7 protein-coding genes are annotated in these 13,589 nt (G+C 45.5%); all 7 read left to right on the top strand.

The genetic code is table 11. The features are described from left to right. Positions 1 to 41 precede the first annotated feature (41 nt). The 7 genes from proQ to M1L23_RS04560 all read left to right on the top strand — a co-directional run bounded on the left by proQ (position 42) and on the right by M1L23_RS04560 (position 13,586). Complete coding sequence (gene proQ, locus M1L23_RS04590; RefSeq protein WP_252626164.1) at positions 42 to 689, top strand: RNA chaperone ProQ; 648 nt, start codon at positions 42 to 44, stop codon at positions 687 to 689. 11 nt (positions 690 to 700) lie between these two features. Next, positions 701 to 2,737: a carboxy terminal-processing peptidase gene (prc, locus tag M1L23_RS04585; protein ID WP_252625938.1), complete on the top strand. Its 2,037-nt coding sequence runs from the start codon at positions 701 to 703 to the stop codon at positions 2,735 to 2,737. Between the two features lie 92 nt (positions 2,738 to 2,829). Beyond that, entirely contained in the window at positions 2,830 to 4,206 is a 1,377-nt protein-coding gene (locus tag M1L23_RS04580; protein ID WP_252625937.1) for a sodium-dependent transporter, read from the top strand. A gap of 24 nt (positions 4,207 to 4,230) precedes the next feature. Beyond that, positions 4,231 to 5,706: a Na+/H+ antiporter NhaC gene (gene nhaC, locus M1L23_RS04575; protein WP_252625936.1), complete on the top strand. Its 1,476-nt coding sequence runs from the start codon at positions 4,231 to 4,233 to the stop codon at positions 5,704 to 5,706. Further along, positions 5,703 to 8,297, top strand: coding sequence for an aminopeptidase N (gene pepN, locus M1L23_RS04570; RefSeq protein ID WP_252625935.1), 2,595 nt, complete (start codon positions 5,703 to 5,705; stop codon positions 8,295 to 8,297). The genes nhaC and pepN overlap by 4 nt, the downstream gene beginning before the upstream one ends. A gap of 44 nt (positions 8,298 to 8,341) precedes the next feature. After that, positions 8,342 to 8,566 (top strand): DUF2835 family protein, encoded by a 225-nt coding sequence (locus M1L23_RS04565; RefSeq protein WP_252625934.1) that lies wholly within the window; start codon positions 8,342 to 8,344, stop codon positions 8,564 to 8,566. A 175-nt stretch (positions 8,567 to 8,741) separates the two neighbouring features. After that, positions 8,742 to 13,586 carry an NAD-glutamate dehydrogenase gene (locus M1L23_RS04560; protein ID WP_252625933.1) on the top strand — a complete coding sequence of 1,615 codons (4,845 nt, stop codon included), beginning with the start codon at positions 8,742 to 8,744 and terminating at the stop codon, positions 13,584 to 13,586. The last annotated feature ends 3 nt before the right edge of the window (positions 13,587 to 13,589 follow it).

Below are 13,589 nucleotides of genomic sequence, written 5' to 3'. Positions count from 1 at the left end.
CCCAAACGCAAGCAGACCAAGCAGCCTCTGAAGCAAAACGTTTGCCAAACAGCAAAGCCGTTATTGGCTACCTTGCCGAGCTTTTTCCAAACTGCTTTACCATTGCAGGCGACGCGTTACCGTTAAAAATTGGAATTTTCGAAGACTTAGCAGAACGTCTTGAAGGCGACGAAAAAGTCAGTAAAACGCGTTTGCGTACGGCTTTAAGGCAATATACAAATTCGTGGCGCTATTTACGCGTGGTAAAAGCGGGCGCAACTCGAGTCGACTTAGACGGCGCCGAAGCAGGCTTAATAGAAGCCGAGCACGAAAGCCATGCGCAAGAAACCTTAGACGCTTCACGGGCCAAAGTACAACAAGCGCAGAAAGCCAAGCGCGAGGCACAGCGTGAAGTTCAAAAAGCGCAGCGCGAAGCGCAACAAACGAAGAGTGCGGCAGCAAAAGCTCCGCCTAAAAGAAGCGCCCGTAAAGTTGACGTACCACAGCGGAAACCGAAAGCCGAGCCTGTGGTCGCCATGAAAAACACAGTGAACGTTGACACCTTAAGTGTGGGCCAGCGCGTTGGGCTGAAAATAGGTAAAAACTCGATGGTTGCTACTGTATCGACTATCGACAAAACAGAAGCACAAGTGCAGCTAGACAGCGGTATGACCATTAAGGTGGCCATTTCCGAACTGCACGAGGTGTAACGGGAGCGTTAATGTTTAAATTAGGGTCAAAACTAGCTACAGCACTTGTTTTTGTATTTCTTTCAAGTGGCTATATTAATAGTAGCTATGCGGTAGAGCCATTACATTCGTTAGCAGACATTCCAACGCTAACTGCTGAGTCGCAACAAATGACAGCCAGTAAGCGTATAGCGGCGTATTTTACGCGTTACCATTATGGGCGCACAGAATTAACTGCGGAATTGGGTCAGCAGGTTTTTGATCGCTATTTAGAGCACCTCGATTACAACCGCATGTTTATGTTACAAAGCGACTTAGACCGGTTTAACGTACATCGTGATTCGTTTTACGAATACTTAATGAAAGGCGAGTTAACAGTTCCCTTTGAAATTTATCAGCAGCAATTACTGCGCCGCTATGAACGCTTCAGTTATGCGCTAACGCTACTCGATACGGAATTTACTTTTGACCAAGCAGGCGAACGGTTTTATTACGATCGTTCTGAAACTAGCTGGGCGGCGTCGAAAGAGGAACTAGACCAAGCATGGGCACAACGGGTACGCAACGACGCTTTAAACCTTGCTTTAGCAGGGCGTACGGAAGAGGAAATTAAAACTAACTTGGCCCGCCGTTACCAAACGGCACTGCAACGGTTAACCCAGTCACAAAACGAAGACGCCTTCCAAGCACTAATGAATGCCTTTGGTCGTAGTGTCGACGCCCATACCAGTTATTTGTCGCCCCGGAATGCCGAGCGCTTTCGCCAAAACATGAACCTGTCGCTAGAAGGTATTGGGGCAGTTTTACAAGCCGAATACGACTACACGGTTATTAGCAGTTTAGTGCCAGGTGGTCCTGCCGAGCGCTCGGGTCAGTTAGCCCCGAACGACCGTATAATTGCCGTTGCCCAAGGTGATCAAGACTTTGTTGATGTAATTGGTTGGCGTTTAGACGACGTGGTAGAGCTTATAACCGGGCCGAAAGGTAGCGTGGTGCGGTTACAGGTGTTACCTGAAAGCCAGGGAACGGCTGGCACACCGAAAACCGTTGAAATAGTTCGGGCACAAATTCGGTTAGAAGATCGCGAAGCCAAACTACAGGTTCAACAAATTGACGAACAAAACATTGGTGTTATTGAAATACCTAACTTCTATAACAACCTGAGTAACGATGTTCGAGAACTATTAGCCACACTTGCTGAGAAAAATGCCACCGGGCTTATTATCGACTTACGCGGTAACGGTGGTGGCTCTCTCGACGAAGCCATTCATTTAAGCGGTTTGTTTATACCCTCGGGACCCGTGGTGCAAGTGCGCGACAGTAGTGGCCGAGTGACGGTTAGCGACGATCCTGATCCTAGCTTGGTGTACAACGGCCCATTAGTGGTTTTAGTTGACCGTTTTAGTGCCTCCGCCTCGGAAATTTTTGCCGCAGCTATGCAAGACTACGGTCGTGCATTGGTGGTTGGCGAACAAACCTTTGGTAAAGGTACGGTGCAGCAACACCGCGGTTTACAACGTCGTTTCGACTTCTATTCGTCGCCTATGGGCAGTGTGCAGTACACCATCGCTAAGTTCTACCGTATTAATGGCGGTAGTACCCAGCATAAAGGCGTAGTTCCAGACATTCTTTACCCAACGGCAATTGATCCGGCAGAATTTGGTGAAAGCAAAGCAGAAAATGCCTTGCCGTGGGACCAAATCGATCCTGTGGGTTACATTCGCATGGGCCAGCTGTCGTCCGAGCATTTACAGTTATTGGTTAACAAACATGACCAGCGTGTGGCTGCTAGCCCGGAGTTTGCCTATGTGTTTGAAGACATAGAGCGTTTCAAAGAATTGCAACAACGCGACTATGTCAGCTTAGTGCGTAGCGAACGTGAAGCTGAAAGCGAAGCCAATAAAGCCCGCCGCTTGCAGCGGGCTAACGAGCGTTTAGTAAGAGAAGGCTTAGAAGCCGTTGAAAGCTGGGACGACGTACCTGAAAATTACCAAGACGCCGACCCATATTTAGATGAAACGTTAGAAATAACCCGCGACTACATACAATTGTTGCAACTAAAAAAATAATAACAAAACACCTGTATGGGCGCGCGAAAGACACTTAGCGCGCTCTACTTACTTAAAGTGAATTCACACAACAATAAATATTAAAGATAACTATGACAACTAAAGCTCCAACTAATAACCGCTGGTCAAGTAACTTCTCGTTTGTAATTGCAGCTACGGCTGCGGCCGTAGGGCTAGGTAATATTTGGAAATTTCCCTATATCGTGGGGCAAAATGGTGGTGGGGCATTTGTTCTTGTTTATTTGCTCTTTATATTCTTAATTGGTGTGCCCGTGCTTATGGCCGAAGTGCTGATGGGGCGTCGGGGCCGAGCGTCGCCAGGTTACGCGGTACGTAAATTAGCCAAAGAGTCGCAAGTACATTCAAGCTGGCAAATAACCGGTTGGTTAGGCATGTTTGCGGGCTTTATGATTTTGTCGTTTTATGCGGTTATTGCTGGTTGGTCGCTGTCGTACATGGTGAAAGCAGCCCGTGGTACCTTCGTGGGTATTAACGAAGCTGGCATATCAAAGCTGTTTGGCAGCATGGTAAGCAGTTCAAGCGAGCTTATGCTTTATACTACGCTGATTATTGTTGGCACTGTAGTAGTAGTGGGCAAAGGGTTTAAAAGCGGCTTAGAACGTTCAGTAACCTTTCTTGTACCATTATTACTAGTGTTGCTAATTATTATTGCTATTTATGCAGCCAAAATAGGCGATTTCGATGCCGCAGTAAGTTTTTTGTTTAAGCCTGATTTTGGCAGCCTAACCAAGCAGGGCATTTTGCTTGCTTTGGGGCAGTCGTTTTTTACCCTTAGTTTAGCCTCCGGCGTAATGATTATATATGGCGCCTACGTACCAAAAGAAACCTCGATAATAACCACTTCAATATGGATAGGCATAGCCGACACCGTGGCTGCGGTGGTCGCTGGTTTAGCTATTTTCCCCATTGTATTTGGTTACGGCTTGCAGCCGGCAGAAGGCCCAGGGCTTATTTTTCAAACCTTACCCATAGCGTTTTCAGCCATGCCAGCAACATCTTTAGTGGCCACTATATTCTTTTTAATGCTGTCGCTGGCGGCCTTTACTTCGGCCATAGCCATGATAGAAGCTTCGGTTGCTTTTGTGGAAGACAAGTTTAATGCCACCCGTTGGACAGCAGCCATAGTTTCAGGGTTTACCTTATGGCTAGTTGGGCTAGGCACAATATATTCATTTTCTGGGGCCAACTGGGCAAAAATTGACTGGGTAATTTTTGGCGAACAACTGCCCACTATTTTTGATGCCATTAACCACATAGCCTCGAACATATTGCTCCCTCTAGGTGGTTTATTAGCCGCTATATTTACTGGTTGGGTAATGAAAAAGAAGTTCACACAGGAAGAATTAAACACAAGCCCGTTGGCATATTTTGTTTGGCAAGTATGTGTGCGTTATTTAGCACCGGTAGCAATTATTGCTATTTTCTTGCAGCTACTAGGCTTTATTTAAACTATAAAAAGTGGAAATTTAACCATGTTGAAACAACATAAGTCACCTTCATATCTACAAGCGTTACTACCGTTAATTGCACTTGTAGCTATGTTGGGCAGCTCGGTTTACTTATTTGGTGAAGACTCGTCCTACGGGCCTAACCAAATTGCGTTACTGATAGCTGCTGCTATTGCCTGTGTTGTTGCATTTCGCAATGGCCATAAATGGGACGATATAGAAAAAGGAATTATTCAGGGTATTTCTGTGGCCTTAGGGGCGGTGCTTATTATTCTTATGGTTGGGTCGCTTATTGGTACCTGGTTACTTGCCGGTATTGTGCCCACCATGATTTATTACGGGCTAGAAATACTCAATCCTTCTTGGTTTTACGCCGCCAGTTGTATTATTTGTGCCGTTGTGGCGCTTTCTATAGGAAGCTCATGGACCACCGCCGCAACTATTGGTGTTGCCCTTATTGGCGTTGCCACCGGAATGGAATTAAGCATAGAAATAACTGCTGGGGCAGTAGTTTCAGGTGCCTACTTTGGCGACAAAATGTCACCCCTATCCGACACCACTAACTTAGCTGCTGCTGTTAGTGGCAGCGAATTGTTTGGCCATATTCGCTATATGAGCTGGACCGCCTTTCCTGCATTTATTATCTCTATCTTATTGTTTACTATTTTAGGCTTTAGCAATAGCGGCGCAGCTGACATGACCAAGCTGGTAGAAATGCAAGTGGAGCTGAAAAATATTTTTAATATTGGGCCGCTTATATTATTACCGCTATTGGCATTATTGATGTTGGCTATATTTAAGAAGCCTGCTTTGCCATCTATTTTTGCTGGGGCCTTAATTGGTGGAGTGTGGGCGCTTATTTTTCAACAAGATCTTATTGCAACACTAGCCGACACCAGCCGTATTAATGGCATGGTAGGTACATTTGAGGTGGTTTGGACCGCCTTAGCTGAAGGCGTAAGTATTCCCTCTGCAAACCCAGATCTTGAACAGTTGGTAAGTGGTGGCGGTATGAGCAGCATGGTGAATACCGTGTGGCTTATTATTTCTGCCATGACCTTCGGTGCAGTTATGGAAACCACTGGGTTACTGCATAAACTTATTCGTGGCATTTTAAAGCTAGTAAAGTCTACTGGCTCGCTTATTTTGGCCACAATTATGACAGGTTTTGGTACCAACTTACTAACAGCCGACCAATATATGGCTATTGTTTTACCCGGTCGTATGTTCCGCGAAGCCTACCAAGAATCAGACCTCGACCCACGGGTGCTGTCTCGCTCGCTAGAATCAAGCGGTACTGTAACTTCGGCACTTATTCCTTGGAACACCTGTGGTGCCTTTATGTTTTCGGTATTAGGTGTGTACCCATTCGCTTACGCCCCTTACGCTTTCTTCTTATTACTAGTGCCTGCACTGGCTATTTTGTATGGCTATACTGATTTTAAAATACTCCGTATAAGTGAACAGCCCGAACCAGCAAATGAGGCACAGCAAGCATGAGTTTACAGTTAGCACCCACAGCGCGCTATAGAAAAGACTATAAACCGCCTAGCTTCAATATTCTCAGCGTCGATCTGCAGTTTTATTTGCACGACACCAATACTCGTGTAGTGAATACAATGCAAATAGAGCGGCAAGTAGAAGGGGCCGACCTTGTTCTTGATGGCGAGAAATTCGAGCTAGTCAGTGTGGTGCTAAACGACACACCATTAGTGGCAGGGCAAGACTATCAATGGTCTGAAACGGCCCTTACTATTTACAATGCGCCAGAACAATTTAGTTTAACCATTGAAAATAAAATTAACCCGTCAGCAAATACAGCTTTAGAAGGGTTGTATAAGTCGGCGGGTGTGTTTTGTAGCCAATGTGAAGCGGAAGGCTTTCGCTTTATTACTTACTTTTTAGACCGCCCCGACGTGCTGGCTGTTTATACCACCACCATTTATGCCCCTGATAATGGTGAATACCCATACCTGCTTAGTAACGGCAATAAACTAGCTGAAGGGAAAACGGAAAATGGCTTACATTGGGCAAAATGGCACGACCCATTTCCAAAGCCCTGTTATTTATTTGCCTTAGTAGCCGGCAACTTTGACTGCTTAGAAGACAGTTTCACCACCGCAGAAGGGCGGCTGGTGCAACTACAGTTATTTGTCGATAAGGGCAACTTAAGCCAAGCAGGCTTTGCTATGGCGTCGTTAAAAAATTCCATGGCATGGGACGAAAAGCGCTTTGGTTTAAGTTACGACCTAGACATTTATATGATCGTAGCCGTCGACTTCTTTAATATGGGCGCCATGGAAAACAAAGGCTTAAATGTATTTAATGCTAAATATGTGTTAGCTGACCCAGCCTCAGCCACCGACCAAGACTTTATTAATGTTGAAGCGGTTATAGGCCATGAATATTTCCATAACTGGACCGGTAATAGGGTTACCTGTCGCGATTGGTTTCAGCTTAGCTTAAAAGAAGGCTTAACGGTTTTTCGCGAGCAGGAATTTAGCGCCGACATGGGCATGCGAGCAGTAAACCGTATACAAGACGTGCGTATTATTCGGACCCACCAGTTTGAAGAAGACGCCGGGCCAACGGCTCATGCCATTCGGCCCGACAAAGTTGTTGAAATGAACAACTTTTATACGGTTACTATTTACAATAAGGGTGCTGAAGTGGTGCGTATGTTACATACACTACTAGGCGAAGAGCAGTTCCAAGCAGGTATCCAAGAGTATATAAGCCAACAAGACGGTAAAGCCGCCACCTGTGAAGACTTTGTGCAGGCCATGGAAAAGGTTAGTGGCAAAGAGCTCATTCAGTTCCGTCGCTGGTACTCACAGCCGGGCACGCCAGAAATTAGTATTTCTAGCTGCTTTAAGCGTCGTAATAAAACTTTTAGCATTACCATTGCCCAGGCAAGCGACAAACCAAGCAATGCACCTTTTCATATACCAATTAAAGTCGAATTTATTACCGCTTCAGGCGAATCTATACACCCGCCAGAACTCGCTGAAAATGGCCTAATAGAGCTCACAGAGCCTATTCAAACCTTTGACTTTACAGGCTTTAACGAAGCGCCCGTGGTTGCTCCATTGGCAAATTTTTCGGCGCCGGTAAAGTTAACTGACCACCGTGAAAGCAGCGAACTAATTACTATTACTCGCTATGCCACCGACCCTTTTTTACGCTGGGACGCGGTACAACAGCTGTATGTGCAGGCCTTAAAGGATGCCATTGAACAAAATGCCGAGGTTGCGCTACCCAGCGCGTTAATTGAAGCTTTGCAAGCGGCCTTGCTCGACAACCACGCCGACCCAGCAATGACAGCGCTATTACTGCAAACCCCCTCAGAAGAAGGCTTAGCCACAGAATTTCATTCAATTCCCGTAGAAGGTATTGAACGAGTTGTTACCGAACTGCATGCGTTGCTAAGTAGAGCGTTACACGACGAACTCATTGCGGCGTGGCAACGCACCTCAGCGCAGTATGTAGCAAGTGATATTGCTGGCCGTATGCTCAGCAATACCTGCATAAACTTCTTGTCGAGCAGGCACAACAGTGAACAGGTAGCACAGGCAATTTCACAGCAGTTTGCAGCTAAACAAAGCATGACCTTAGTATTCGGTGCCTTACAAGCAGCTGTGCATAATGAACACCCTTTAGCGAAGGAACTATTAGCGCGTTTTGAAAGCGACTGGTGCCAGGCTCCGCTGGTAATGGACAAGTGGCTTGCGGTACAAGCAACTACACGAAGCGCGCACACCTTAGAGCGCGTACAGCTGCTAATGGCGCACCCAGCCTTTAATTGGGGTAACCCAAACCGTATTTATGCCTTGCTAGCCAGCTTTAGCCATAATTTCAGCCAGCTACACCGCGCCGATGGCGCAGGCTATAGGTTGCTAATAGCGGCAATAAAACGACTAAATACCGCTAACCCGCAAGTTGCTTCACGGTTATTGTCGCCGTTACTGAAATGGCAGCGGCTAGACACCACGCGTCAGGCACTGTTGCGCGAGTTATTAACAGAACTACGAGCTATGCCAAACTTGGCGCCTGATTTATTTGAAAAAATTGAACAAAGTTTTGCAGACTAGCGCTTAAAAAAACCATGAGTTTTTAATTTTGTGGGCGAAATTCCGTGCACGAATACTATTTAAACCTTTATATGTCGGCTGTAGATGTTGAACGTAATTTCTACAGCAGTGGCCTACGCGACGTAGTAACCACAGCTGAAAATGGCATGCGTATTCAACTGGCCATGCGCCACTTGGTTCCATTCATTACCCATAATGGTATTAGAGGTCGATTCCGCTTGCGCACCGATGCCAACCATAAATTTATTTCGTTGGAAAAAATAGCATAGTATTTAGCTACTTAAAGGTAACAAATTACCACTTTCAATATAGCTCTAGGCCACGAAAACAAACTCATCCCACCACGTAAAGTGTGTTTGCATTTCTCGCCATTAAAGTCGAGAATAGTAGAACATTTGCACTCATTTTTTGCTCTTAATGTATGTAGACAAGGAAAAATCCCAAATGACTTCGTTGAATGGTCAGCCCCCAGTTCTCCTTGAGAAGGTTTTCGAGGTAATTCAGAAAAAACTACCAGAAGACATAGCGCCTCTAGTTGTCGAATTTACTCATCGCCTTTATCGAAATGTATCTCGGGATGATTTAATCGGACGCGATTATAGTAATATTTATGGCTCCATTGTTTCTTTATGGCACAGCTTTAATAGTTATGCCGACAGTCAAGAAGCCCAAATTAATGTTTATAACCCAGAAGTAAGTAAACACGGCTGGGAATCGCCTTATACGGTTGTTGAAATTATTCAGTCAGACATGCCGTTTATGGTTGATTCAGTGCGTATGGCATTGAACCGTTTTGGTATTAAACCCCACACTTTTTTACAAGCGCCATTTGTTCACCGCCGGAATGAAGCGGGCGACGTTATTGGTATTGTAGAAGCAGGAAAAGTAGACAGCGAAGCCGATGCCGACACAGTATTTCTACTTGAAATTGACTGCTTAACAGATGCGAAAGAAATAAAAGCATTGAAAGCCGAATTAACCTCAGTTATGGCTGAAATTAAAGCTGCCGTAACCGACTGGCAACCCATGCGTGAAAAATTAGCAGAAATTGCCAGCACCCTAGAACAACGTAATTACCCAGGTAGCAAAGAAAAGTTGGCAGAAGCCAAACGCTTTTTAACGTGGTTAGCCGATAATAACTTTACCCTCATGGGGTACCGTGGTTACAGCCTAACAGCGGTTGAAGGTGACTATGAAATACAACAAGACGAAGGCTCAAGCCTAGGTGTTATGAAAAACACTGTTACCGACAAGCCGCGTAAATTAGCCAGCATGGCCAAGCCAGCACGGCACGCGGCACTTAGTAACGAAGACATTTTACTGCTCACTAAAACCAATGCTAAATCGCGTGTTCATCGCCCAGCTTATGCCGACTATATTGGTATTAAGCGTTTCGACGATAAAGGCAATGTTATCGGTGAAGATCGCTTTATTGGTTTGTACTCGTCTAGCTTTTATAACGACAGTGCCACCGACATACCATTAGTACGCGAACGTATTGAAGGCGTATTAGCAAAATCACAGTACGCGCCTAATACCCACGCTAGTAAAGCTATTTTAAACATTATGCAAACATACCCGCGCGACGAGCTGGTACAAAGCAGTGTCGACGAATTGCTTACAACCGCACTAGGCGTGTTGCAAACCCAAGAGCGTGATGTCACTCGCTTGTTTATTCGCCGCGACGTATTTGGACGCTTTATTACCGCTATGGTGTATGTGCCCAAAGAGCGCTTTAACACAGCGCTTCGTGAAAAAACACAAAACGTGTTAATTCGCACCTTGGGTGGCCAAAGTGAAGTGGACTATACCACTTTTGTTTCTGAAACTAATTTTGCTAGAACTCAATACACTATTCGGGTAACTGATAGCGGACAGGACATTAATGTGAAACAAATTGAACAAGATTTAGAAGAAGCTTCACGCTCATGGGAAGACCATTTAGAAAGCTTATTAATTAAAGCTCACGGTGAAGCTACAGCGCAAACATATATGCGCCGTTACGCAGAAGGCTTTCCGCGTTCGTACAAGGAAGAAGTGTTAGCGTCGGTTGCTATTGCCGACATCGCTCAACTTGAAGCCCTCGACGACGATCATAAATTGGGCATGCTGTTTTACCGTGCACAAGAAGTAGAACAAGATTCAAACCGAGTTAAGTTAAAGTTATTCCATAAAGACGAGCCAATTCACTTGTCTGACGTATTACCTATGTTGGAAAACTTTGGCCTACGTATTATTAACGAAAGCCCCTACCAAATTAAAACCAACGACGGCCATGTGTTCTGGGTACTCGACTTCTTCATGTTGCATACGGCTGGCCCGTTAAACCTTGAAGACATTCGCGACAACTTCCAACACGCCTTTGCCCAGGTATGGGACGGTAAATTAGAAAACGACGGTTTTAACCGTTTAGTGCTAAGTGCAGGCATGTCAGGTCGCCATGTTGTTATTTTACGTATGTTTGCAAAATACATGCGTCAAATTGGTGTTACCTTTAGCCAAAGCTATATTGAAAGCACCTTCACCCGCTACCCGAAAATTGCTGAGCTGATTATTAAATTGTTCTACACCAAGTTTAAGCCTGGTGTGAAGAATGTGAATAAGAAACTAGACGCTCTTTACGAAACCTTGCAAGAAGAGTTAAATAACGTAGCCAGCCTCGACGACGACCGTATTATTGGCCGTTATATCGACTTAATTAAAGCCGCCTTAAGAACCAACTTCTTCCAGTTAGACAACGAAGGCAAAGAGAAAAGCTATGTGTCGATAAAGTTCTTACCAGAGCTTATTCCAGAAATGCCATTGCCGGTATTAAAGTACGAAGTCTTTGTTTATTCACCACGAGTTGAAGGTATCCACTTACGTGGTGGTAAAGTTGCACGTGGTGGTTTGCGTTGGTCTGACCGCCCGGAAGACTTCCGTACCGAAGTACTTGGCTTAGTAAAAGCGCAGCAAGTTAAAAACACCGTAATTGTACCAGTAGGTGCTAAAGGTGGTTTCGTTGCTAAGCAATTACCAACCGAGCGTGAAGCATTTTTTGAGGAAGGTAAAAACTGTTACCGCATCTTTATTCGTGGCTTACTCGACATTGCCGACAACATTATTGAAGGTGAAGTGGTGCCAGCCCGCGACGTGGTTCGTTACGACGAAGACGACACCTATATTGTTGTAGCAGCCGACAAAGGAACCGCAACTTTCTCAGACATTGCCAACAGCATTTCAGCTGAATACAACTTCTGGTTAGGCGACGCTTTTGCCTCAGGTGGCTCAGTAGGTTACGACCACAAGAAAATGGGTATTACTGCCAGCGGTGCTTGGCAATCGGTGAAACGTCACTTCCGTGAAATTGGCGTTGACTGCCAAACCACCGACTTTACCTGTGTGGGCATTGGCGACATGGCCGGCGACGTATTTGGTAACGGTATGTTGCAGTCGAAGCATATTAAGCTGGTGGGTGCGTTTAACCACATGCACATTTTTGTTGACCCAAATCCAAACCCTGAAACCACGTATAAAGAGCGTCAGCGTTTATTCAATATGCCACGTTCATCATGGACCGACTTTGATAAAAGTTTGATCAGTGAAGGTGGTGGTATTTTCGAGCGTAGTGCTAAGTCTATCGACCTAACACCGCAAATGAAAAAGCTACTAGGCACGCAAAAACGTTCCATGACCCCAACCGATTTAATTCGTGCCCTATTAATGGCTGAAGTCGACTTAATTTGGAACGGCGGTATTGGTACCTATGTGAAATCGACGCAAGAAACCGACGCAGAAGTAGGCGACCGTGCCAACGACGCACTGCGCATTAACGGTGCCGACATGCGTACCGTTATTATGGGTGAGGGCGGTAACTTAGGTATGACCCAGCTTGGCCGTGTTGAATACGCCAGCAAGGGCGGCCGTATTAACACCGACTTTATCGATAACGTGGGTGGGGTTTCTTGTTCAGACAACGAAGTAAATATTAAAATTTTACTAACCGGTTTGGTAAACCAAGGTAAGTTAACGGTTGAGCAGCGTAATAAATTGTTATTCGACATGACAGAAGACGTCCGCAATATCGTTCTTACCGACGCCATGCGTCAAACTCAGTCTATGTCGGTTACTTATATTCGCGGTGCTGATCAAATTAAAGAAGTGCAGCGCTTTATTCAGCAATTAGAGCGTGACGGTAAACTTGATCGTGTTATTGAAGACTTACCCAGCGACGACGAGCTTGCAGATCGTATTGCCAAAGGAAAAGGCTTTACCCGTCCTGAATTAGCCGTACTTTCTGCCTATGGCAAAATGGTGTTAAAAGACGAATTTGCTATTGAAGAAATCGCGCAAGACCCGTTCCATGCAAAAGAGCTAGTGAAGTCTTTCCCAGCGGCACTTCGGGAAAAGTTTGCTGGCGATATGCAGCAGCACCCACTGCGTACAGAAATTATTGCAACTAAATTAGCCAATAATATTGTGAACGACATGGGCCCGAACTTTGTTCAGCGCAAGAAAGAGTCAACCGGTGCTACCGCAGCAGAAATAGCGGCAGCTTATGCTATTTCACGCGAATTGTTTGAAGCACATAAAATACGTGCCGCAGTGGAAGCCTTAGACAATAAGATTCCAGCCGATGTGCAGAATAGAATTCTATTCCAAGTACGCCGTATGGTACGCCGTACTACACGTTGGTTCTTGCGTCATAAAAATCCAGCCTTGGTTGGTATTCAAGCGCACATCGACTTTTACAAGAAAGCTTTCGATGACTTGCGTATGAACGCCCTAGACTACTTGTCGGACAAAGAAGCGAATGAAATTCGTGCCGATATTCAGAAGCTAGAAGACCACGGTGTACCGGCTGAACTGGCCAAGCAAGTGGGCCTATTAAGCACCACCTTCTCAGCCATGGACATTGGCGAAGTAGCTGATGCAACGAAACAAGAAATTCCAACAGTTGCCGAAGTTTACTATCGCTTAGGTGCAAAAGTTGAACTGCACTGGTTCCTGCAACAAGTAAATGCTCAGCCAACCACGAACCATTGGCAGGCACTTGCTCGTGGCGCTTTCCGTGAAGAGCTTGACTGGCAGCAACGTGCATTAACCATTACAGTACTAAGCTTTGCCGACAAAGCAGCAACGCCGGAAGAAATGCTTAATTTATGGCTAGAAGAAAACGCCATCTACATTGAGCGTTGGAAGCACATGTTGACCGACTTTAAAACAACGAAAAGTCATGAGTTTGCGAAGTTCTCAGTCGCACTACGTGAACTAATGTTGCTTGGCCAACACTGCGGCTCGGCGAAGTAATGA

It is taken from the genome of Aliidiomarina quisquiliarum (assembly GCF_023922585.1).
GTDB lineage: Bacteria > Pseudomonadota > Gammaproteobacteria > Enterobacterales > Alteromonadaceae > Aliidiomarina > Aliidiomarina quisquiliarum.
This window is presented reverse-complemented; position numbering and strand designations above follow the sequence as displayed.